The 20,255-nt window shown below is 61.2% G+C and carries 20 protein-coding genes; 16 read left to right on the forward strand and 4 right to left on the reverse strand.

Annotated features, from left to right (window positions below; all coding sequences use genetic code 11):
- Positions 1 to 16: 16 nt before the first annotated feature.
- The gene (locus tag P2W41_RS04080) at positions 17 to 1,663 is read left to right on the forward strand and encodes an acyl-CoA synthetase (protein ID WP_404934379.1); all 1,647 of its coding nucleotides are present in this window, start codon (positions 17 to 19) and stop codon (positions 1,661 to 1,663) included.
- 343 nt (positions 1,664 to 2,006) lie between these two features.
- On the forward strand, positions 2,007 to 2,540 hold the full coding sequence (locus tag P2W41_RS04085; protein WP_292899958.1) for a DUF1465 family protein: 534 nt from the start codon (positions 2,007 to 2,009) through the stop codon (positions 2,538 to 2,540).
- On the opposite strand, the gene P2W41_RS04090 is transcribed toward P2W41_RS04085, so the two are convergent.
- Positions 2,506 to 3,339, reverse strand: coding sequence for a sulfite exporter TauE/SafE family protein (locus P2W41_RS04090; RefSeq protein ID WP_404934380.1), 834 nt, complete (start codon positions 3,337 to 3,339; stop codon positions 2,506 to 2,508). The genes P2W41_RS04085 and P2W41_RS04090 overlap by 35 nt on opposite strands.
- A 46-nt stretch (positions 3,340 to 3,385) precedes the next feature.
- Between P2W41_RS04090 and ruvC the strand changes: the two genes are divergently transcribed.
- From ruvC to pal, 9 genes are all read left to right on the forward strand, one after another.
- Positions 3,386 to 3,901, forward strand: a complete 516-nt coding sequence (ruvC, locus tag P2W41_RS04095) for a crossover junction endodeoxyribonuclease RuvC (protein WP_007007075.1) — start codon at positions 3,386 to 3,388, stop codon at positions 3,899 to 3,901.
- Positions 3,898 to 4,518 carry a Holliday junction branch migration protein RuvA gene (ruvA, locus tag P2W41_RS04100; RefSeq protein WP_292897629.1) on the forward strand — a complete coding sequence of 207 codons (621 nt, stop codon included), beginning with the start codon at positions 3,898 to 3,900 and terminating at the stop codon, positions 4,516 to 4,518. Before ruvC ends, ruvA begins: the two co-directional genes overlap by 4 nt.
- Positions 4,519 to 4,573: 55 nt before the next feature.
- Positions 4,574 to 5,620, forward strand: a complete 1,047-nt coding sequence (gene ruvB / locus P2W41_RS04105) for a Holliday junction branch migration DNA helicase RuvB (RefSeq protein ID WP_223021725.1) — start codon at positions 4,574 to 4,576, stop codon at positions 5,618 to 5,620.
- Positions 5,617 to 6,084, forward strand: a complete 468-nt coding sequence (gene ybgC, locus P2W41_RS04110; protein WP_292897625.1) for a tol-pal system-associated acyl-CoA thioesterase — start codon at positions 5,617 to 5,619, stop codon at positions 6,082 to 6,084. The genes ruvB and ybgC overlap by 4 nt, the downstream gene beginning before the upstream one ends.
- 316 nt (positions 6,085 to 6,400) lie before the next feature.
- Positions 6,401 to 7,114 carry a protein TolQ gene (gene tolQ / locus P2W41_RS04115; RefSeq protein ID WP_292897623.1) on the forward strand — a complete coding sequence of 238 codons (714 nt, stop codon included), beginning with the start codon at positions 6,401 to 6,403 and terminating at the stop codon, positions 7,112 to 7,114.
- Positions 7,115 to 7,123: 9 nt separating this feature from the next.
- Positions 7,124 to 7,579 (forward strand): protein TolR, encoded by a 456-nt coding sequence (gene tolR / locus P2W41_RS04120; RefSeq protein ID WP_292897621.1) that lies wholly within the window; start codon positions 7,124 to 7,126, stop codon positions 7,577 to 7,579.
- A gap of 4 nt (positions 7,580 to 7,583) precedes the next feature.
- Positions 7,584 to 8,648, forward strand: coding sequence for a hypothetical protein (locus P2W41_RS04125; RefSeq protein ID WP_404934381.1), 1,065 nt, complete (start codon positions 7,584 to 7,586; stop codon positions 8,646 to 8,648).
- A 70-nt stretch (positions 8,649 to 8,718) separates the two neighbouring features.
- The gene (gene tolB / locus P2W41_RS04130; RefSeq protein WP_292899957.1) at positions 8,719 to 10,026 is read left to right on the forward strand and encodes a Tol-Pal system beta propeller repeat protein TolB; all 1,308 of its coding nucleotides are present in this window, start codon (positions 8,719 to 8,721) and stop codon (positions 10,024 to 10,026) included.
- A 182-nt stretch (positions 10,027 to 10,208) separates the two neighbouring features.
- Complete coding sequence (gene pal, locus P2W41_RS04135) at positions 10,209 to 10,712, forward strand: peptidoglycan-associated lipoprotein Pal (protein ID WP_065818148.1); 504 nt, start codon at positions 10,209 to 10,211, stop codon at positions 10,710 to 10,712.
- A gap of 75 nt (positions 10,713 to 10,787) precedes the next feature.
- On the opposite strand, the gene rpe is transcribed toward pal, so the two are convergent.
- The 3 genes from rpe to P2W41_RS04150 form a co-directional block, all read right to left on the reverse strand.
- Positions 10,788 to 11,459 (reverse strand): ribulose-phosphate 3-epimerase, encoded by a 672-nt coding sequence (gene rpe / locus P2W41_RS04140; RefSeq protein ID WP_404934382.1) that lies wholly within the window; start codon positions 11,457 to 11,459, stop codon positions 10,788 to 10,790.
- Between the two features lie 65 nt (positions 11,460 to 11,524).
- Positions 11,525 to 12,223 carry a GntR family transcriptional regulator gene (locus P2W41_RS04145; RefSeq protein WP_292897615.1) on the reverse strand — a complete coding sequence of 233 codons (699 nt, stop codon included), beginning with the start codon at positions 12,221 to 12,223 and terminating at the stop codon, positions 11,525 to 11,527.
- Positions 12,220 to 13,590, reverse strand: coding sequence for a formimidoylglutamate deiminase (locus P2W41_RS04150; protein ID WP_404934383.1), 1,371 nt, complete (start codon positions 13,588 to 13,590; stop codon positions 12,220 to 12,222). The genes P2W41_RS04145 and P2W41_RS04150 overlap by 4 nt, the downstream gene beginning before the upstream one ends.
- Before the next feature lie 108 nt (positions 13,591 to 13,698).
- On the opposite strand from P2W41_RS04150, the gene hutI reads away from it, so the two are divergent.
- The 5 genes from hutI (at position 13,699) to P2W41_RS04175 (ending at position 20,214) form a co-directional block, all read left to right on the forward strand.
- The gene (hutI, locus tag P2W41_RS04155) at positions 13,699 to 14,907 is read left to right on the forward strand and encodes an imidazolonepropionase (protein ID WP_404934384.1); all 1,209 of its coding nucleotides are present in this window, start codon (positions 13,699 to 13,701) and stop codon (positions 14,905 to 14,907) included.
- Positions 14,904 to 16,445 carry a histidine ammonia-lyase gene (gene hutH, locus P2W41_RS04160; RefSeq protein WP_404934385.1) on the forward strand — a complete coding sequence of 514 codons (1,542 nt, stop codon included), beginning with the start codon at positions 14,904 to 14,906 and terminating at the stop codon, positions 16,443 to 16,445. The genes hutI and hutH overlap by 4 nt, the downstream gene beginning before the upstream one ends.
- A gap of 169 nt (positions 16,446 to 16,614) precedes the next feature.
- Positions 16,615 to 17,418 carry an N-formylglutamate deformylase gene (gene hutG, locus P2W41_RS04165; RefSeq protein ID WP_292897607.1) on the forward strand — a complete coding sequence of 268 codons (804 nt, stop codon included), beginning with the start codon at positions 16,615 to 16,617 and terminating at the stop codon, positions 17,416 to 17,418.
- Between the two features lie 3 nt (positions 17,419 to 17,421).
- Positions 17,422 to 19,095, forward strand: coding sequence for a urocanate hydratase (hutU, locus tag P2W41_RS04170; protein WP_292897605.1), 1,674 nt, complete (start codon positions 17,422 to 17,424; stop codon positions 19,093 to 19,095).
- 27 nt (positions 19,096 to 19,122) lie between these two features.
- On the forward strand, positions 19,123 to 20,214 hold the full coding sequence (locus P2W41_RS04175; protein ID WP_404934386.1) for a TRAP transporter substrate-binding protein: 1,092 nt from the start codon (positions 19,123 to 19,125) through the stop codon (positions 20,212 to 20,214).
- Positions 20,215 to 20,255 lie beyond the last annotated feature (41 nt).

A 20,255-nucleotide genomic window follows, 5' to 3' on the forward strand; every position in this document is an offset into this window, starting at 1 on the left:
CTGCGGGAGGACGTTTGTGACCGGGAACGCATATGATCGGGATCTCGACAGGAATCCCGCCAATTTTCAGCCCCTGACACCGCTTGTGCTTCTGGAACGCGCCGCGAAGGTCTTTCCTGACGAGGTGGCAATCATTCACGGCAACGAGCGCGTAACCTATGCGCGTTTCTGGGAGCGGTCGCTCAGGCTGGCCTCAGCGCTTGCCAGCCACGGTATCGGCAAGGGCGATACGGTGACGGTCATGCTCTCCAACACGCCACCCATGCTGGAGGCGCATCATGGTGTGCCGATGACGAAGGCGGTGTTGCATTCGCTGAACACCCGGCTAGATGCGGCGGTCATCGCCTTTCAGCTCGACCATGCCGAGACGAAGGTGGTTATTGTTGATCGGGAGTTTTCCGCGGTGATGAAGGAGGCGCTGGCGCTGGCCAGGGTCAAGCCGCTGGTGATCGACTATGACGATCCCGAATATCCGGACGATGCGCCCTATCCGAAGGGGGAGCGTATCGGCAGCCTGGATTACGAGGCCTTCGTTGCATCGGGGGATGCTGGCTTTGCCTGGTCCATGCCGGATGACGAGTGGGATGCGATCACGCTGAATTATACGTCCGGCACCACCGGCAATCCCAAGGGCGTTGTCTATCACCATCGCGGAGCCGCACTGATGGCCTATGCCAACACAGTGCATGCGGCTCTGGCGCGGGGCTCGGTCTATCTGTGGACGCTGCCCATGTTCCACTGCAATGGGTGGTGCTTTCCCTGGACGCTGGCATTGACGGCGGGCACCCATGTGTGTCTGCGCTGGGTGCGGGCGAAACCGATGTACGATGCGATCGCCGACCATCGGGTCACGCATCTTTGTGGTGCGCCGGTGGTGATGTCGGCGCTGCTCAACGCGCCTGAAGACGAAAAACGGGCGTTTTCCCACACGGTGACGTTCAACACGGCGGCGGCGCCGCCGCCCGAGACCGTGCTTTCGGCGATGGCCGATGCGGGTTTTGCGGTGACCCATCTTTATGGCCTGACCGAAACATACGGACCGGCGGTGGTGAATGAATGGAAGGGTGCGTGGGACGCGCTCGACGGGGCGGGGCAGGCGGCGCGCAAGGCGCGGCAGGGCGTTCGCTATGCGGCGCTCGAGGGGTTGACCGTGATGGATCCGGAGACGATGACCGAAACCCCGCATGATGGCGAGACGATCGGCGAGGTGATGTTTCGCGGCAACATCGTGATGAAGGGCTATCTGAAGAACCCGAAAGCGACGGATGAAGCCTTTGCCGGCGGGTGGTTCCACTCCGGCGATCTGGGGGTGATGCATCCGGACGGGTATATCCAGCTCAAGGATCGCTCGAAGGACATCATCATCTCAGGTGGCGAGAATATTTCTTCCATCGAAGTAGAGGATGCACTTTACAAGCATCCAGCCGTTGCTGCCTGCGGGGTGGTGGCGAAGGCGGATGAGAAATGGGGCGAAACGCCTGTCGCCTTCGTGGAACTGAAGCCCGGAAAAACGGCGAGCGCGGAGGAGATTATCGCCCATTGCCGCTCGCTGCTCGCGCATTTCAAATGTCCAAAAAGCGTCGTTTTTTCCGAGATTCCGAAGACATCCACAGGGAAAATCCAGAAATTCCGTCTCCGGGAACAGGCCAGGAAACTGCCGTGAGCAGGCGCTGATGCGCGGGATTCGTTTCAAGAAATAGTAAGGACGTTAACCGTCCATTAAGCTTTACACGTGTTTACTGTGTGTATCCAGTGATCTGGATTCTTACCGAGTGGCTGGAGCCATTCTGTTTGACGCCTCCCTGTTTAAACTCCTGAGAGCCGCCTTTGCGGCTCTTTTTTTGTCCAAATTCAGTATTAACCCTTCGTTAAGGAAGAACTTGCCAACAGCTGTGCACAAGCCCATTCTTGAGTGGCGTGCCGGCATTGAGAGTCAGGCGCACTTGTGATTGAACGCATCAACCGGCGGTGGCCGGAACAATCGTATCTGGTGGGGCGTAGGCACAATGATTGAAAACGGGAACGGTCGCGCGACCACGATCAAGCTGGCCGAGCATCGCGTGTTCTCGGATTCGTTCAAACCGCTTTACAATCAGGGCATGAGCCTGGTCGAAGAGGCTGCGGAATATCTCGACGGCGATGGGCGTGCGGATGCCAAATGCCTGACGCGTGCAGGAGCGGCTCTCTACGCAGCTGAATCCATGCGGTTGACCACACGACTCATGCAGCTTGCCTCATGGCTTCTTCTGCAACGGGCTGCCAACTCGGGCGAAATGACCCGTGAGCAGGTGGCGGCGGAAAAATCCAAGGTGCGCCTCGATACGCACTCACCGCAGGAACAGGCGCCGGGCTGGACTGACCTTCCCGAGAAATTCCAGAGTCTCGTGGTGCGCTCGATGCGGCTTCAGGATCTGGTTCGCCGGATGGATGAAGAAATCTACGGGGGGGAGCCGTCACCGGCCGAAGGGGCAGATCTCTTCAGCAACAATCCGGTTTACGAGCAGATCACTCTGTTGAAGACAGCATTCGGGCATCGCTGAACAGCCAGTTAAACACCATCTCGGTAAGTGGTAGCGCGATCAGCGCCGAGGCGATGATCAGCGTGAAGGCGAGGCGGCGATAGGTCGTGTCACTGGCGATGCCGTAGAGTTTTCCGCCGAGGAGCAGGCTGAACATGTAGGGCGGTATCATCAACAGTCCCAGCATGACGCGGGACTGCTCGAACAGGCCGGCTGCCCACAGATTGCCGGCGGAGAAGATCTCCGAAATCAGAAACAGGGTCATCAGATTGGCGCGTACCACCGCGACAGGAAGCGTCGACGCCATCCAGTATATGATGACGGGCGGGCCAGGGATCGCCGCGATGCCTGACAAGGTTCCCGCTATGCCTCCAATGCCAAAGGAGAGCGGCAGGCCGCGCGGACCATGGTAGCGCCAGCCGCTGCGCAGAGTGAGCGCGCAGGCAAGAATAATCATACAGATGATCCAGCGCAGAACGATTTCGTCTCCGTTCTTCAGGATATAGACCCCGAGCGGAACGAACAGCGCCAGCCCTGCGAGCACAGGTAGGACCTCGCGCCAGCGGGCGAGTTTCACCACGGGAAGCGCCACGGGCAGGGTGGGCAGCGAATCGATGATGACGAGCATGACGACCGCCGTCACGGGGTCATAGAGCGCTCCGGCAATGGGTGCGACGATCAGGCCGGTGCCAAAACCCGAAAGCCCTCGCACCACGCCTGCCACCAGCACGGTGGCGGTCAGAAGAGCAAGGCTGAGGTCGAAATCGGGCAGCGGTTCAGCTCCGAAAGGATATTTGGCGAAGTGCGATCCTTCTCGCATGTCGCTTGCGCGTGGCAATGGGCCTGCCCGCGTCTATGTTAGTGCCATGAACACACCGATTCGCATTCTCGGCATCGACCCCGGACTCCGGCGCACCGGTTGGGCCATCATCGATGCGCAGGGCAACTCCCTGCGCTTCGTAGGGGCCGGAACCGTGACATCCGATGGAAAGGCCGATCTCGCGTCAAGACTTTGCCAGTTGCATGACGGGCTGGACGCCATTCTCCATGACCACCGGCCGGACGAAGCGGCGGTGGAAGCGACCTTCGTGAACAAGGATGCCTCGGCAACGCTGAAGCTCGGCCAGGCCCGGGGCATCGCCATGCTTGTGCCGGCGCGAGCCGGGCTGCCGGTCGCCGAATATGCGCCCAATGCGGTGAAGAAGACCGTGATCGGGGTCGGCCACGGAGACAAGAAGCAGATCCACATGATGGTGAAGGTGCTCATGCCGAAGGCGCGATTCGATACGGACGATGCGGCGGATGCGATTGCCATCGCCATTTGTCATGCTCATCACAGGCAATCCGCCACCTCCCGACTGGCCATGGAAGCACTCAAATGATCGGTAAACTGAAGGGCATCATCGACGAGATCGCCGAAGACCATTGCATCATCGATGTGGGGGGCGTCGGCTATGTCGCCTATTGTCCGGCGCGCACGCTGGCGGCGCTCGACGGCGAGGGGACCGCTGTGACGCTGTTCATCGAGACCTATGTGCGCGAGGACATGATCCGGCTCTACGGCTTCCGCACCGCGCTGGAGCGCGAATGGTTCCGCCTTTTGCAGAACAATGTGCAGGGCGTGGGGGCCAAGGTGGCGCTTTCGGTGCTTTCGACACTTTCGGCTTCGGAACTGGCCAATGCGATTGCGCTCAAGGACGCGGCGACCGTGGCGCGCGCGCCGGGCGTGGGCAAGAAAGTTGCCGAGCGGATCGTGACCGAACTGAAGAGCAAGGCGCCAGCCTATGCCGGCGAAGCGACCGGCACGATCGGCCTGAAGCAGGAACTGGGTGAGGGCGCAGCACCTGCGCCGGTCGCCGATGCCGTTTCGGCCCTCTCCAATCTCGGCTATTCGCGTGATGTCGCGGCGAATGCGGTTGCCGCCGCGATGAAGACGGCTGGCGAGGGCGCGGATGCCGGCACGCTGATCAGGCTTGGCCTGAAGGAACTGGCGCGTTAGTCAGGGCAATGTTTGCCCTTTGTGCCTCTGGTGGTTGTGAGATGGAAACCTGCGAATGACGGATGGCGAGAGGCTGATTGCAGCCGACAAGCGCGGTGAAGACCTGGACTCGACGATGCGTCCGCAGTCGCTGGATGATTTCGTCGGACAGAAAGCAGCGCGCGCCAATCTGAAAGTGTTCATCGAGGCGGCGCGCGGACGCGGCGAGGCGCTGGATCACGTGCTGTTCGTCGGGCCGCCCGGCCTTGGCAAGACCACGCTGGCGCAGATCATGGCGCGCGAACTGGGCGTGAATTTCCGCTCCACCTCCGGCCCTGTGATCGCAAAGGCGGGTGATCTGGCGGCGCTTTTAACCAATCTCGAAGAGCGCGACGTGCTCTTTATCGATGAAATTCACCGGCTGAATCCCGCGGTGGAGGAAATCCTCTACCCGGCGATGGAGGATTTTCAGCTCGACCTGATCATTGGTGAGGGGCCGGCAGCGCGCTCGGTGAAGATCGACCTTGCCAAGTTCACGCTGGTGGCGGCGACGACGCGGCTTGGCCTTTTGACGACGCCGCTGCGCGACCGTTTCGGCATTCCCGTGCGGCTCGATTTCTACACCGTCGACGAATTGCAATCGATCGTGACACGCGGCTCGCGCATTCTTGGCCTGCCGCTGGCGGCAGACGGAGCCGAGGAAATCGCACGAAGGGCGCGGGGCACACCGCGTATTGCCGGACGCCTGTTGCGCCGGGTGCGCGATTTCGCGACCGTGGCGGGCGCGAGCGAGGTGACGCGGAAGGTGGCCGACGAGGCGCTGTCGCGGCTTGAAGTCGATGCCCTCGGTCTCGATCAGCTCGATCGACGCTACCTTACCATGATCGTTGAAAATTTCGGTGGCGGGCCAGTGGGCATCGAAACGATCGCGGCGGCACTGTCGGAACCGCGCGACGCAATCGAAGATATCATCGAACCCTATCTGATCCAGCAGGGTTTCATTCAGCGTACACCACGCGGGCGTGTGCTGGCCGCCAGGGCATGGCGTCACATGGGGCTGCAGCCACCGAAAGAACTCGCGGAAGCCCAGATCAGCCTGTTTCAGGAGGGCAACGGGGAATGAACGAAGCTGCGGACGGGAATTTGAGCGTCGGGCTTTCAGGCGAACTGACCGATTTCGGGCATAGGCTCGTGGCGCGGGTCTATTTTGCCGACACGGATTTCACCGGTGTGGTCTACCATGCCCGTTATCTGGAATTCCTGGAACGGGGACGCTCGGATTTTCTGCGGCTTGCCGGTGTGCATCACACTGAATTGGCCGATGGCAAGCATGGCGAGGTGCTTTCCTGGGTGGTGCGGCGAATGGAGATCGAGTTTCGACAGCCTGCCCGTGTGGACGATATCGTGACTGTGGAGACATGCACCGAGACGATATCCGGGGCGCGCATTCAGATGGCGCAACGGCTCCTGCGTGGCGAGGAGGTACTGGTGGAGGCGAAGGTCGAGGCGGCGATCATCGGCGCGTCCGGGCGGCCGCGCCGGTTTCCGAAAGAGTGGATCGCAGCCTTCAAACCAAAGGGCACGTGAGACAAATTTTGTGATATTGGGTCGCAGTGGTGGAGCATATCGGCAAGGCTTTTATTTCAACTGCCACTGTTGCATGCACCGAATACCTGATCGCAGCCGTATTTTCTAACGCTTAATTAACCATAACGGTTCATGAAGAAAACCATGAAATCCGTAGCGAATCCGTGCGCCTTCCTTTCACCAAAATTTACCGGATAAAGGGGCGTTGAAGCATCTTGCGGGGACGCCTCGGATCGGACGCAGGCAACGGCACGCAAGCAGGGGCGCGGCCGAGACCGAGATGTACGCCGCCCTGATCTTAAGAGGATGTTGATCCATGGAAAGTGTTACGCTCGCCGCACCGGGTGGGGAGTTGTCGATCTGGGCTCTGTTCTGGCAGGCAGGCTGGGTGGTCAAGCTGGTCATGATCGGTCTGCTTGTCGCATCGGTCTGGACCTGGGCGATCATCGTTGACAAGCTGATCGCCTACGCTCGTATGCGCACGGCCCTCAATCGTTTCGAGAAGACCTTCTGGTCGGGCCAGTCGCTCGAGGAACTCTATCGTGCGCTTTCCGAGCGCAAGACCACCGGTATGGGCTCGATCTTTGTCGCCGCCATGCGGGAATGGAAAAAGAGTTTTGAGAAAGGTGCGCGCTCGCCCATTGGTTTGCAGACACGTATCGACAGGGCAATGGATCTGGCTTTGACGCGCGAAATGGAGCGGCTTGAGAGCCGGCTCGGCTTTCTTGCCTCCATCGGCTCGGCTGCCCCGTTCATTGGCCTGTTCGGCACGGTGGTTGGCATTATGACCTCGTTCCAGGCGATCGCCGGTTCCAAGTCCACCAATCTTGCCGTTGTGGCGCCTGGTATCGCAGAGGCGCTTCTGGCCACGGCCATCGGCCTTCTGGCCGCCATTCCCGCGGTTATCGCCTACAACAAGCTGTCATCCGACGCGAGCAAGCTCGCTGGTCGGATGGAAGGCTTTGCGGACGAATTTTCGACCATTCTGTCGCGCCAGATCGACGAGAAGGTCGCCGCCAAGGCGGCTTAGGAGAACGCAATGGGTATGTCAGTCGGTTCGGCGGGCGGAAGAAGCGGACGGCGGCGTGGCCGCCGTGGCTCTCGCACGGGGCTGATCTCGGAGATCAACGTGACGCCTTTCGTGGACGTGATGCTGGTGCTGCTCATCATCTTCATGGTGGCGGCGCCGCTTTTGACGGTCGGCGTGCCGATCGATCTTCCCGAAACGCAGGCCAAGGCACTGAACTCCGAGACGCAGCCGATCACGGTTTCGGTCAACAATGAGGGCCAGATCTACCTCCAGGAAACCGAGGTGCCGATTGAAGAAGTGGTGCCGAAGCTGCAGGCGATAGCGCGCTCGGGCTATGACGAGCGAATCTATGTGCGCGGTGACCGCGCGGCCGATTACGGCACTGTGATGCGGGTGATGGCACGCATTTCGGCGGCTGGATATCGCAATCTCGGCCTGGTCACTCTGCAGGAAGAAGGCAATTGACCGAATGAAGGCGGGTCTCGTTACATCGGTGACCATGCATGCTGCGTTGCTGGGCTTCGGCCTGTTCTCGCTGTCGGCGCCGCGCGCCTTCGAGGTGGCGGATGTCGAAGCGCTGCCTGTCGAAATCATTCCGATTGAATCGATGACGCAGGTGCAGGAAGGCGACAAGAAGGCGGAGCTTTCCGAGAAGCCGGCACCGACACCGACCAAGCGTCCGGATCCGGTGGAGAACGCGCAGAACACAGGCGACAATGATGTCGACCTTAAAACGCCGCCGACACCTGAACCGCGCAACCGTGAGGTGGAGAAGACGGCAGAACCGCCGCCTGCTCCCAAACCCACGCCCAAACCCGAACCCAAGCCCGAGCCCGAGAAACAGCAGGCGGCAGCCGAGCCAACGCCGGTGCCTGCGACGGAAGTGCGGCCAGAGCCACAGCCCAAGCAGGAGGTGAAGCCGGACCCGGCGCCTGAAGAGGCAGTGGTGGCGGAAGCACCCGAAGCGACCGAGAGCGTTGCGCTGCCCAATAGCGCGCCTGTGCCGCAGTCGCGTCCCCAGCCACCCAAGGCGAGCACGGCCAAGGCACCTGAGCGGAAGGACGCGGACAAGCCGGCGCAGAAAACCGCTTCGAAGCCGAAATCGCAGAATTCCGACGAGCTTTTCGATGAGGTGGCCGCGCTCCTGAACAAGGACAAGGCGTCTGGTGGCGGTGCAAAGCGCTCGCAGGAACAGGCGTCTCTCGGCGGCAGCCGTAGCACACCGGGCGAGAAGCTTTCACAGAGCGAAATGGATGCGCTGCGTGGCCAGATCCAGCGCTGCTGGAATGTGCCCGCAGGTGCGCTGGATGCGGAAAACCTCAAAGTTTCCGTCCAGATGAAACTTGATCCGAGCGGGAACATCGAGGGCAGTCCGCGCATTATTGCTGGCGGTAACGGGACCATGGTGGAACGCGCCGCGGCGGAGTCCGCGAGGCGTGCCGTTTTGCAGTGTGCGCCTTACAATCTGCCGGCGGCAAAATACGATACCTGGTCCGAAGTCATCGTCCACTTCGATCCAAGCGACATGTTTTAACCTGAGCACCATTCGCAAGGCGATGGGGGCTTGAGCCTAACCAAAGCGGGAGAGGCAGGAGCAAATGCAGATGATCATGAGAGCGACCTTCCTGATCGCGACGCTGGTCGCAGGGCTTGGCATTGCGGTGCTGCCGGCAAGGGCAGTGGTCGAGATCGACATCAACAAGGGTGTGGTGGAACCGCTGCCGATTGCCATCACGGAGTTTATCTCCGCGGATGGAAAAGGGGCGGAGATCGCCAGCGTCGTTGAAGCCGACCTGCGGCGTTCCGGCCTGTTTGCGCCCATTGAGAAGGGCGCGTTCATCGAGAAGATCTCCAATCCGGATGCTGCGCCGCGTTTTCAGGACTGGACGGTGATCAACGCGCAGGCGCTGGTGACCGGCAAGGTTTCGGAGACGCCGGACGGGCGGTTGAAGGCAGAGTTCCGGTTGTGGGATACTTATGCAGGCCAGCAGCTCGTCGGTGAGCAGTTCTTCACCAGCAAGGACAAATGGCGGCGTGTTGCGCACATCATCGCAGACGCGATCTACCAGCGGCTGACCGGCGAAACCGGGTATTTTGACACGCGCATCGTGTATGTGGACGAGTCCGGCCCGCGCAACAACCGCGTGAAACGGCTTGCGATCATGGATCAGGACGGGGCGAACCAGCGCTTCCTGACCGACGGGCGCGCCATCGTTCTGACGCCGCGTTTCTCGCCGACGCGTCAGGAAATCACCTACATGTCCTATGAGGGCGGGCAGCCGCAGGTCTATCTGCTGCAGCTTGAGACCGGCCAGCGCGAACTCGTCGGCAATTTCCCGGGCATGACCTTTGCGCCGCGTTTCTCGCCCAATGGTCAGCAGATCGTGATGAGCCTGCTGCGCGACGACGGCAATTCCAATATTTTCGCGATGGATCTGAGAAGCCGCAACACAACGCGTCTGACAACCTCGAACGCGATTGATACGTCGCCGTCCTATTCGCCGGACGGCTCGCAAATCGTGTTCACGTCCGATCGTGGCGGACGGGCGCAGATCTATGTGATGAGCGCTAGCGGTGGGGATGCCAAGCGTATTTCCTTCGGTGACGGAACCTACTCGACGCCCGTGTGGTCGCCGCGCGGCGATCTGATCGCCTTCACCAAGCAGACGGGCGGTCAATTTCAGATCGGTGTGATGCGGACGGACGGTTCCGGCGAACGCATTCTGTCCTCCGGCTTCCTTCAGGAAGGTCCGACCTGGGCGCCCAACGGTCGCGTGATCATGTTCTTCCGTCAGCCCGCGGGCTCGGCTGGTCCGCAGCTCTATTCGATCGACCTGACGGGGCGCAACGAGCAGAAAATCCCGACCGCGAATTACGGTTCGGACCCGGCATGGTCGCCGCTTCTTGAGTAGGATAGCCGCGACCTCTGACTGAAACGCCGCGTTTCCGCCGCATTTTAAGCTAGTTTGCGCGAAATAACGGTTCTGATTTGTATCGATAGGGGTTTGTTAACCGCGTTTCTTGAGGGGTCCTTAACGGCAACGTGGTTACTGATCGTTGAACAAAATATCTCTAATCTGAAGGAGAGGTGGCAATGCTGTCGATTGCAGCTATCGCCAAAAACCCGGTTGGCATCGCTCTGGTAGCGGCCCTTGCCCTGGCCGGGTGTGCCAATAAGCAGGTTCCCAACAACGCGGCCGATATCGGTCTCGGCGGTGCAGGCGGTCCTCCCGGATCGCAGCAGGAATTCACCGTCAGCGTGGGCGACCGGATTTTCTTCGACCTCGACTCGTCGGTGATCCGTGCGGATGCGCAGCAGGTGCTGACGCGCCAGGCACAGTGGCTGAACAAGTATACGAATTATTCGATCACTGTCGAAGGCCATGCGGACGAACGCGGCACGCGTGAGTACAACCTTGCGCTCGGTGCGCGCCGCGCAGCTTCTGCCCGGGACTTCCTGGTTGCCCGCGGTGTGGCCGCCAATCGTATTCGCACCATCTCCTACGGCAAGGAGCGTCCGGTCGCGACCTGCGACGACATCTCCTGCTGGTCGCAGAACCGCCGTGCTGTCACGGTGCTGAATGGTGGCAGCAGCTAAGCTTCTGCACCAGGAACGAAAAAAAGCCGCGCCGGACATTGTCCGCGCGGCTTTTTTTATTGGCGCAATCGAGGGTCAGCGGTCTGCCGCCTCGCGGATTGCGGCGATGTTTTTCGCGTAGGCCTCTTCGCTGTTGCCCTTGAAGACGGCGGATCCGGCGACCAGCACATTGGCGCCTGCGGCAGTCAGCTCCCCGGCGTTTGCAGGCGAGACACCGCCATCGATCTCGATGTCGATGGGGCGTTCGCCGATCATTGCCTTGATGCGGCGCACCTTCTCGACCACGGACGGGATGAAGGCCTGTCCACCGAAGCCTGGGTTGACGGTCATCAGGAGCACGAGGTCGAGCTCGTCGAGCACATATTCGATGACGTTTTCCGGAGTGGAAGGATTGAGCGAAACGCCGGCCTTCTTGCCGAGATTCCGGATCGTCTGGAGGGACCGGTGGAGATGCGGACCGGCTTCGGCATGAACAGTGATGATGTCGCAGCCCGCATCTGCAAACGCGGTGAGGAACGGATCCGCTGGCGTGATCATCAGGTGGCAATCGAACACCTTGTCGGTGCGGTCACGAATTGCCTTGATGATCGGCGGGCCGAAGGTGATGTTGGGGACGAAATGCCCGTCCATCACGTCAAGATGTATCCAGTCAGCGCCCGCCTTTGCGACGGTTTCGACCTCTTCGCCGAGACGAGAGAAATCCGAAGCGAGAATGGAAGGGGCGATGAGCGTGTTGCGCGCAGTCATTGCGATTTCCCGGAACGATGAGACTGGCCTGCCCTAACGCCTCTGCCGGCGCTTGTCGAGGTGCCTCACAGATGTGTCACCATGCGATGCGAGGACGGATGGACAAGGTGGGCCAGCGTGATCGGCTCACCCTTCATCCAGGTGATACGCTCGCCGATGAATACGGGGTCGCCTTCCCTAATCTGCAACAGGGACGCCTCATCGGCACTGGCAGCACCCGCCATGAACGTAAATTCCGCATTCGAGAACGGAGCGTGGCCGACAAGCCATTCGTTCGGCCCCATCAGCGTGAAGTCGGCCGTGCGGGCATCGGGCACGGTGTTCAGATTGATCCAGCGATCTTCAAACTGGTAGGGAACGCGGTCCGCCAGATGGAGGCAGCGAACATGCAGCATGTTGGACTTCGTCAGCAGGCTGAGCCGGGCACAGATGACTTCCGGTGCATTGGCCTCTTCCACGCTCAAAAGGCGGTACTGATATTCGGAACCGCGCGCTTCGATCTCCTGGCGGATGCGTGGAATGACGAAGCGGGCTTCACGCACCGGATGGAGGGCGACGCGGGTGCCCGCGCGGCGCTTTCGCTCGAGGATTCCGGCGCGGGCCAGCTCCTGCAGGGCCCGATTGACCGTGGCACGGGCGGCGCCAAATTCCTCGGCCAGCGCTTCCTCTCCAGGGATGAGTGTTCCCGGCAGCCAAACTCTCTCGGCAATGCGCCGGGAAAGCTCGTCGCGTATGGTGCGAAATGAAGCGCGTCGGCCGGTCACAGCAACTCCATCAAATTTTGTATCGTCTGCGCATAGCGCGCAGCGATGGTTTCGCGTTCGATGTGGGACCCTTCGCGTACGCAATGGCGCCCTGCCGACCAGACGTCGCTGACAGCGCCATTGTCACCTGTAAAGATCCAGCCGTCCAGCAAACCGTCGTCATGGGCTGCGCCCGCGTAACTGGACTGCTTGATCGCGACGAGGTCGGCCCAGTATCCCGGCTGGATCGCTCCGGAAGCACGGCCGAGGGCCTGTGATCCGCCTGCAAGCGCAGCATCATAAAGCGTGCGACCGCAGGATTGCCCGTGCCCGGCCAGCACCACGCGGGCGGTATCGCGCAGGCGCTGGGAGTATTCGAACTGGCGCAACTCCTCGGCAACGGTGATGCGAATGTTGGAGTCGGAACCGATACCGAGTGCGCCACCGGCCTGCCGGTATTGCGGACCGTTGAAAATTCCGTCTCCCAGATTGGCTTCGGTCACCGGACATAGTCCGGCAACAGCGCCGGTTTCGGCCAGATTTGCGGTTTCTTCGTCGGTCATGTGGGTGCAATGGATCAAGCACCAGCGCTCGTTGACGCCGCAATTGTCGAGCAGCCATTCCACCGGACGTTGTCCGTAGGCCGCGCGCACCTCGTCGATCTCCGGCAGTTGCTCGGCGATGTGCATGTGGAGCGGTGTATCCGGGCGCATGGACTGAGCCTCGCGAAGGTCATCAAGGCCGACCGCGCGGAGTGAATGCGGCGCGACGCCGAGATGCGCATCCGCTGACAGATTGGCCACGCACTCTTCGGCGCGGGCAAGCAGCTTCTGGTATCGGTCGAGATCGTTGCCAAACCGCTGTTGGCCACCTTGAAGTGGTCGCTGGTCAACGCCGCCATAGCGATACAGGACTGGCAGCAGTGTGAGGCCGATCCCTGTCTGCTCTGCGGCACTCGCGATGCGTGCTGACAGTTCTCCGACGTCACTGTAGGCCGCACCGCCCGGCTGATGGTGGACATAATGAAACTCCGCAACGGCGGCAAAGCCCGCTTCCTGCATTTCCATGAAGGCGAAAGCGGCAATGGCTTCCACATCGTCTGGCGATAGCAGGTCCAGAAAGCGGTACATGATTTCCCGCCAGGTCCAGAAGCTGTCGCGGCCAGCCGGGCCCCGCCGCTCGGCAAGGCCAGCCATGGCGCGCTGGAAGGTATGGCTATGCAGGTTGCACATGGCGGGAAGGAGGAGCGGAACACTGGTCGTTCTGCCATCGACCGGTTGCGCTTTGACTGTCACGTTGCTGATGCGGCCCGAATCACTAAGCTCGACAAGCACATCTTTTTGCCAACCGTCTGGTGTGAGAGCATTCTGCGCAAAAATGGCTTGCATCGCGTGCCAGTCCTAGATTAATTATGTCTATACATATAGGAATAATACTAGACAATAAAGCGCGCTTAGGCAATATGCCCTGTACAAGGAGGGAGGGGTCTTCCTGTCATGAAGCAGAGTGTCATCAGCGGTATCCGCTTGGCAAGCATGTGCGAGAATTCCGGATCCTACGGGCTGACAGAGGATGCAGCTATCGCGATCAGCGATGGTAAGATCGCCTGGTCCGGTGTGTCGAATGAATTGCCCGACGCATTTCTCGATTGGAAACGTGTCGATTTCGACGGGCGGCTTGCGACGCCAGCGCTGGTGGATTGCCATACGCACCTTGTTTTCGGAGGCAATCGGGCAAGAGAGTTCGAGATGCGGCTCGAGGGTGCGAGCTACGAGGAAGTGGCGCGCGCGGGCGGCGGCATTGTTTCCACCGTCGCGGCGACCCGTGCGATGAGTGAGGACGCGCTGGTCGAAGATGCGCTGAAGCGGCTTGACGCGCTTTTGGCCGAAGGTGTCGCAACAGTTGAAGTGAAGTCGGGCTACGGGCTCGCCATTCAAGATGAATTAAAGATGCTGCGTGCTGCGCGCCGTCTGGCAACGCTCCGCCCGGTGCGGATCAGGACGAGCTATCTTGCCGCCCATGCGGTGCCGGCGGAATATCGCGGCAAGGAAGACGCTTATATCGATGAGGTCGTGCTTCCGGGCATGGAGATGGCCCAGGCCGAGGGACTGGCTGATGCGGTTGACGGGTTCTGCGAAGGGATCGCGTTTTCGCCGGAGCAGATGGCCCGGGTGTTCGATAAGGCGCGGGCGCTTGGTCTGCCGGTAAAACTACATGCCGAGCAACTTTCCAACCTGGGTGGAGCGAGACTGGCGGCATCCTACGGTGCGCTGTCAGCGGACCATCTGGAATATCTCGACGAAGAGGGCGTTGCGGCCATGGCCGCGGCGGGGACGGTGGCGGTGTTGCTGCCGGGCGCTTTCTATACTTTGCGCGAGACGCAGCATCCTCCGCTTGCCGCGCTCAGGAAGCATGGGGTGCGGATTGCGGTTGCCACCGACTGCAATCCTGGCTCCTCGCCGCTCGCCTCACTGCTTTTGACCATCAACATGGCTTGCACGCTGTTCCGCATGACGCCGGAAGAAGCGCTGGCCGGGGCGACGCGTGAAGCGGCACGCGCTCTGGGGCTCGCCGATGAGATTGGCACGATCGAGGCCGGCAAGCGCGCCGAGATCGCCATCTGGGATGTCGAGCATCCCGCCGAGCTTGCCTATCGCATCGGTTTCAATCCGCTGCATCGCCTTGTTTCAGGAGATCATGCATGACGCTTGTTCTGTCGCCCGGTGCGGTGACGATCCGGGATCTGGAACATATCTGGCGCGATGGCACACCTGTACGCCTCGACAAGGGCTGCCATGCTGGCATCGAGGCGGCAGCGGAGCGGATAGATCAGATCGCGCGCGGCAATGCGGCTGTCTATGGCGTCAATACCGGTTTCGGAAAACTCGCCAGCGTGAGCATCCCGCCGCACGATGTGGAGACGCTTCAGCGCAATCTCATTCTGTCCCATTGCTGCGGCGTCGGTGCGCCGCTTGATGAACGCATCTTGCGGCTGATCATGTCGCTCAAGCTTCTGTCTCTCGGACGTGGAGCCTCCGGTGTCCGCATGGAGGTGGTGAAACTGATCGAAGAGATGCTGGCGCGGGGTGTCGTGCCGGTGATTCCGGAAAAGGGCTCGGTGGGCGCCTCGGGCGATCTGGCGCCGCTTGCCCACATGGCCGCTGCCATGATGGGCGAGGGCGAGGCCTTCTTCAAAGGCGAGCGGCTTTCGGGCAGCGAAGCGTTGCGCAAGGCGGGACTTTCGCCGCTGGTTCTCAAGGCCAAGGAAGGGCTGGCGCTGATCAACGGCACGCAGGTTTCCACCGCGCTGGCGCTGACCGGTCTGTTCCGGGCGCATCGCGCGGCACGCTCGGCGCTGATCACCGGGGCGTTGTCGACCGACGCGGCCATGGGCTCTTCCGCACCGTTTCATCCGGAAATCCACACGCTGCGCGGACATCAGGGGCAGATCGACACGGCGGCAGCACTGTGGGCGCTGCTTGAGGGCTCGCAGATCCGCGAAAGCCATCTGGAAGGCGATGAGCGGGTGCAGGATCCCTATTGCATTCGCTGCCAGCCGCAGGTGGACGGGGCGTGCCTCGACCTCTTGCGCCAGGCGGCGCACACGCTGACCATCGAGGCCAATGCGGTGACCGACAATCCGCTGGTTTTGTCGGACGGTACGGTGGTTTCGGGCGGTAATTTCCATGCCGAGCCGGTGGCGCTGGCTGCCGATCAGATTGCGCTTGCCATTTGCGAGGTTGGCGCGATTGCGCAAAGGCGCATTGCGCTTCTGGTGGATCCCGCGTTGAGCTTCGGTCTTCCGGCGTTTCTGGCGAAGAAGCCGGGGCTGAATTCGGGGCTGATGATTGCCGAGGTCACATCGGCTGCGCTGATGAGCGAGAACAAGCAGATGTCGCATCCGGCTTCCGTGGATTCGACGCCCACTTCCGCCAATCAGGAAGACCATGTGTCGATGGCCTGCCATGGTGCTCGGCGTCTCATTCCGATGACGGAGAACCTGTTTGGCATTATCGGAATCGAGGCGGTGACAGCGGCGCAGGGGATTGATTTTCGTGCGCCGTTGAAGACGAGTGAGGCCCTTTCGGCCGCTCATGCGGCGATCCGGCAGGCGGTGCCTGATCTGGAGGAGGATCGCTATCTGGCGCCCGATCTGGAGCGGGCCATTGAACTCGTGCGTTCGGGGGAGCTGAATGCCAGCATTCCCGAAAATATTCTGCCGGAATTGAGGAGCGAGGTTTGATGCGGAACTTGTTGTATTCGGCGTTGGCGCTCGCCCCTTATCCGCCCGCCGGCACCTTCTCCCCGCTTGCGGGGAGAAGAAGGATAGCCGCGACGTCGTCGCCTCCCGCTCCCCGCCTGCGGGGAGAGGGTAAGGATGAGGGGCCGACGCCAATACTGGAGTTTTTCGAATGAACCCCGTCGAAGTGAATCAGGGCTCCTCGCCCGTCATTCTGGGCCTGCCGCATACGGGCACTCATGTGCCGGCTGCGATCAAGGCCCGGCTCAACGAACAGGGCCAGCTTCTGACCGATACGGACTGGCATGTGGACAGACTCTATGATGGTCTGCTCGACGGAGTGACCACGGTGCGGGCGACGTTTCACCGCTATGTGATCGATGCGAATCGCGATCCGTCCGGGGAAAGCCTTTATCCCGGCCAGAACACCACCACCCTCGTGCCGCTCACGGATTTCGACAGCCGACCCATCTGGCGGGAGGGTGAAGCGCCGACAGAAGAGGATGTGAGGGACCGGGTGGAGGCGTTCCATCGGCCCTATCATGCGGCGCTGGAAGCCGAGATTGCGCGGGTGAAGGCGCTGCATGGAGTGGCGATCCTCTATGATTGCCATTCCATCCGTTCGCACTGCCCATTCCTGTTTGAGGGGGAGTTGCCCGATTTCAACATTGGCACCAATCACGGCAAGACCTGCGCACCGGAAATCGAGAAGGCGACAGCGGATATCTGCGCTTCGGCGGACGGTTATTCGAGTGTGCTCAATGGGCGCTTTGTCGGCGGTTGGACCACACGGCATTACGGCAGGCCGGATCGCGGCGAACATGCCATTCAGATGGAACTGGCTCAGGCGACGCATCTGAAAAGCGAGGCTGTCCCGTTCGATTTTTCCGAGGAAAAGGCGACCCGCCTGCGCCCGCATCTCAAAGCCATTCTGGCGCGTCTTTCCGAGATCGCGCCGACCTTGAAGGGGGCATGAACCATGACCAATCCGCGTCACAACATACGTGAAGTCCGCGCACCGCGCGGGGCCGAACTGAACGCAAAGGGCTGGATGACCGAAGCACCGCTCCGGATGCTGATGAACAATCTCGATCCCGATGTGGCCGAGAATCCGAATGAGCTCGTGGTTTATGGCGGCATCGGGCGGGCCGCTCGGACCTGGGACGATTTCGACCGTATTGCCGCGACCCTGAAGACACTTGAGGAAAACGAGACGCTGCTCGTCCAGTCGGGCAAGCCGGTGGGCGTATTCCGCACCCATAAGGATGCGCCGCGCGTTCTGATCGCCAATTCCAATCTCGTGCCGCACTGGGCCAATTGGGACCATTTCAACGAGCTCGATAAAAAGGGTCTGATGATGTACGGCCAGATGACGGCCGGCTCGTGGATTTATATCGGCTCGCAGGGCATCGTTCAGGGTACCTATGAGACCTTCGTGGAGGCTGGCCGCCAGCATTATGGCGGCGATTTGAAGGGCAAGTGGATCCTGACCGCAGGGCTTGGCGGGATGGGCGGTGCGCAGCCGCTGGCTGCGGTGATGGCGGGTGCGTGCTGCCTTGCCATTGAGTGCGATGAGACGCGTATCGATTTCCGTATCCGCACCCGCTATGTGGACGAGAAGGCCCAGACGCTGGATGAAGCGCTGGAGATGATCGATCGCTGGACGAAGGCGGGCGAGGCAAAGTCGGTCGGTCTGGTCGGCAATGCGGCGGAAATCGTGCCGGAACTGGTGCGACGCGGCGTGAAGCCTGACATGGTGACGGACCAGACATCCGCGCATGATCCCGTGAACGGCTATCTACCGAAGGGTTGGACCGTCGCCGAATGGCGCGAGAAGCGCGAGAGTGACCCGAAGGCGGTGGAGAAGGCTGCGCGTGCCTCGATGCGGGAGCATGTGGAGGCGATGGTTGCCTTCTGGAATCAAGGCATCCCGACGCTCGATTACGGCAACAATATCCGTCAGGTGGCGCTGGAGGAGGGGTTTGAGAACGCCTTCGCCTTCCCCGGTTTCGTGCCGGCCTATATCCGACCGCTGTTTTGCCGTGGTGTTGGTCCGTTCCGCTGGGCGGCGCTTTCGGGTGACCCGGAAGACATCTATCGCACCGATGAGAAGGTGAAGGAGCTTCTGCCCGACAACGAGCATCTGCATCGCTGGCTCGACATGGCGAAGGAGCGCATCGCGTTTCAGGGTCTGCCGGCGCGCATCTGCTGGGTCGGCCTTGGCGACCGGCACCGGCTGGGGCTGGCCTTCAACGAAATGGTGGCCAAGGGTGAACTCAAGGCTCCGGTGGTGATCGGGCGTGACCATCTGGATTCCGGTTCCGTGGCCTCGCCCAACCGCGAGACCGAGGCCATGAAAGATGGCTCGGATGCCGTGTCCGACTGGCCGCTGCTCAATGCGTTGCTCAATTGCGCCTCGGGCGCGACCTGGGTTTCGCTGCATCATGGCGGCGGCGTGGGCATGGGCTTTTCGCAGCATTCGGGGATGGTGATCTGTGCCGACGGCACGGAGGATGCAGCACGTCGCCTTGAGCGTGTGCTGTGGAATGACCCGGCAACCGGCGTGATGCGCCATGCCGATGCAGGCTATGAGATTGCGCTCGACTGGGCGAAGGAAAAAGGCTTGCGGCTGCCGGGGATTCTTGGAAATTAAGAAAACAACAGCACAGAGGGGTTTAAGATGAAAAGACGTCAATTTCTGAAAACTGCCGGCGTTGCCGGTGTGGCGACGGGGCTTGCAGCTCCGGCGATCGCGCAGGACAAGATCACCTGGAAGATGGTTACGGCGTGGCCGAAGAACCTGCCGGGCCCGGGTGTTGCCGCACAGATGCTCGCCGATCGCATTACCGCGCTTTCGGGCGGGCGGCTGGAAGTGAAGCTCTATGCGGCCGGCGAACTCGTACCTGGCAATGGTGTGTTCGATGCGGTGTCGGAAGGTACAGCCGAACTCTACCACGCGGTTCCCGCCTATTGGGGGTCGAAGTCGCGCGGCATTCTGCTCTTCGGTTCACAGCCCTTCGGCCTGCGCGCCGACGAGCAGCTCGGCTGGTTGATCCATGGTGGCGGTCAGGCTCTCTATGACGAGATGTATGGCCGCTTTGGGTTGAAGCCGTTCCTGTGTGGCAACTCCGGCCCGCAGTGGCAGGGCTGGTTCCGTAACGAGATCAATTCGGTTGACGATCTGAAGGGCCTGCGTTTCCGCACCACCGGTCTTGCCTCCGAAATGTGCGCCAAGCTCGGTATGGCCGTGCAGGCCATGGGCGGCGGCGACATGTTTCAGGGACTGCAGTCCGGGACGATCGACGCGGGCGAGTTCATCGGCCCATGGACGGATTCGGCGCTTGGTTTCTATCAGGTCGCGAAGAATTACTATTGGCCGGGTGTCGGCGAGCCCTCTTCGGCAGAGGAATGCGCGGTCAACAAGGCCGCTTACGACGCGCTGCCGGAAGATCTTCAGCAGGCCGTCGCCTATGCCTGTGAATCGCTCTACAACCCGGTGTGGACGGAGTACACGACCAAACACGCCGCTGCGCTGAAGCAGCTTGTGGCCGAGCAGGGCGTGCAGGTGAAACAGCTTCCCGAGGATGTGATCGTCGCCATGGGCAACGCCGCGGGCGAGGTGATCGCGGAACTGCGTGAGGACGACGATGAACTCGTGAAGCGCATTGTCGAGAGCTTCCTCGAGTACCGTTCCGGCATCGCCGACTATATGGTCTATGCGGACAACGGGCAGATGAACGCCCGGGCGCTGGACTATAATTACGGCGGCTGACACAATCGACCGGGCCGGGCGTCTGCGCCCGGCCTCTTTCA

Origin of the sequence: Nitratireductor sp. L15S-10 (genome assembly GCF_045011005.1) — a bacterium.
Taxonomy (GTDB): Bacteria; Pseudomonadota; Alphaproteobacteria; order Rhizobiales; family Rhizobiaceae; genus Nitratireductor.

Bases quoted from the DNA above. Each gene is read 5' to 3' on its own strand.
- P2W41_RS04085 (WP_292899958.1), top strand. From the start codon at position 2,007: ATGATTGAAAACGGGAACGGTCGCGCGACCACGATCAAGCTGGCCGAG.
- P2W41_RS04090 (WP_404934380.1), bottom strand. From the start codon at position 3,339: ATGCGAGAAGGATCGCACTTCGCCAAATATCCTTTCGGAGCTGAACCG.
- ruvC (WP_007007075.1), top strand. From the start codon at position 3,386: ATGAACACACCGATTCGCATTCTCGGCATCGACCCCGGACTCCGGCGC.
- ruvA (WP_292897629.1), top strand. From the start codon at position 3,898: ATGATCGGTAAACTGAAGGGCATCATCGACGAGATCGCCGAAGACCAT.
- ruvB (WP_223021725.1), top strand. From the start codon at position 4,574: ATGACGGATGGCGAGAGGCTGATTGCAGCCGACAAGCGCGGTGAAGAC.
- ybgC (WP_292897625.1), top strand. From the start codon at position 5,617: ATGAACGAAGCTGCGGACGGGAATTTGAGCGTCGGGCTTTCAGGCGAA.
- tolQ (WP_292897623.1), top strand. From the start codon at position 6,401: ATGGAAAGTGTTACGCTCGCCGCACCGGGTGGGGAGTTGTCGATCTGG.
- tolR (WP_292897621.1), top strand. From the start codon at position 7,124: ATGGGTATGTCAGTCGGTTCGGCGGGCGGAAGAAGCGGACGGCGGCGT.
- P2W41_RS04125 (WP_404934381.1), top strand. From the start codon at position 7,584: ATGAAGGCGGGTCTCGTTACATCGGTGACCATGCATGCTGCGTTGCTG.
- tolB (WP_292899957.1), top strand. From the start codon at position 8,719: ATGATCATGAGAGCGACCTTCCTGATCGCGACGCTGGTCGCAGGGCTT.
- pal (WP_065818148.1), top strand. From the start codon at position 10,209: ATGCTGTCGATTGCAGCTATCGCCAAAAACCCGGTTGGCATCGCTCTG.
- rpe (WP_404934382.1), bottom strand. From the start codon at position 11,459: ATGACTGCGCGCAACACGCTCATCGCCCCTTCCATTCTCGCTTCGGAT.
- P2W41_RS04150 (WP_404934383.1), bottom strand. From the start codon at position 13,590: ATGCAAGCCATTTTTGCGCAGAATGCTCTCACACCAGACGGTTGGCAA.
- hutI (WP_404934384.1), top strand. From the start codon at position 13,699: ATGAAGCAGAGTGTCATCAGCGGTATCCGCTTGGCAAGCATGTGCGAG.
- hutH (WP_404934385.1), top strand. From the start codon at position 14,904: ATGACGCTTGTTCTGTCGCCCGGTGCGGTGACGATCCGGGATCTGGAA.
- hutG (WP_292897607.1), top strand. From the start codon at position 16,615: ATGAACCCCGTCGAAGTGAATCAGGGCTCCTCGCCCGTCATTCTGGGC.
- hutU (WP_292897605.1), top strand. From the start codon at position 17,422: ATGACCAATCCGCGTCACAACATACGTGAAGTCCGCGCACCGCGCGGG.
- P2W41_RS04175 (WP_404934386.1), top strand. From the start codon at position 19,123: ATGAAAAGACGTCAATTTCTGAAAACTGCCGGCGTTGCCGGTGTGGCG.